The sequence below is a fragment of the Pseudomonas typographi genome (assembly GCF_014694385.1).
GTDB lineage: Bacteria > Pseudomonadota > Gammaproteobacteria > Pseudomonadales > Pseudomonadaceae > Aquipseudomonas > Aquipseudomonas typographi.
The window spans coordinates 1-485 of record NZ_JAAOCA010000140.1; the positions used below are offsets into that span (position 1 = coordinate 1).

At 64.5% G+C, this 485-nt stretch carries 2 protein-coding genes; both read right to left on the bottom strand.

What is annotated here, in order from left to right; all coding sequences use genetic code 11:
* Positions 1 to 262 (bottom strand): sugar nucleotide-binding protein (locus HAQ05_RS28110; protein WP_190427704.1); only part of this gene is annotated, 262 nt, incomplete at its 3' end.
* On the bottom strand, positions 259 to 485 hold a 227-nt coding region (locus tag HAQ05_RS28115; RefSeq protein ID WP_190427705.1), incomplete at its 5' end, for a dTDP-4-dehydrorhamnose 3,5-epimerase family protein. The genes HAQ05_RS28110 and HAQ05_RS28115, both read right to left, overlap by 4 nt.

Sequence of the window (485 nt, forward strand, 5' to 3'; positions counted from 1 at the left end):
CTTGCTCGGCGAGGATGCCGGGGGCGGTGGCATTGATCGCCCAGGCGGTGTCGCGGTCGTTCTCGGCTTGGTCTACCGCAGTATACGCGGCCGGGTTGATGATCAGGCCCGGGCGCTCACGGGCCAGAGTGCGGCGGATCGCATCACCGTCGCGCAGGTCCAGGGCTTGGCTGCCCAGGGCCTTGACGTTACCCAACCCGGCCAAGGCGCTTTGCAGGGCACGGCTTACCTGGCCGTTTTCGCCGGTAATGAGGATGTTCATTCGAACAGCTCCGCCTCGCCCAGGCGCTTGCCTTGTTGGTCTTTGGCCGACAACTGCGGCTGCAGGCCGCCCAATTGCCAGTCGATGGCCAGGGCCGGGTCGTCCCAGGCGATGCAGCGCTCGGCAGCGGGGTTGTAGTAATCGGTGGTTTTGTACAAAAACTCGGCGTAATCGCTGAGCACCACGAAACCATGGGCGAAGCCCGGCGGTATCCATAGCTGCT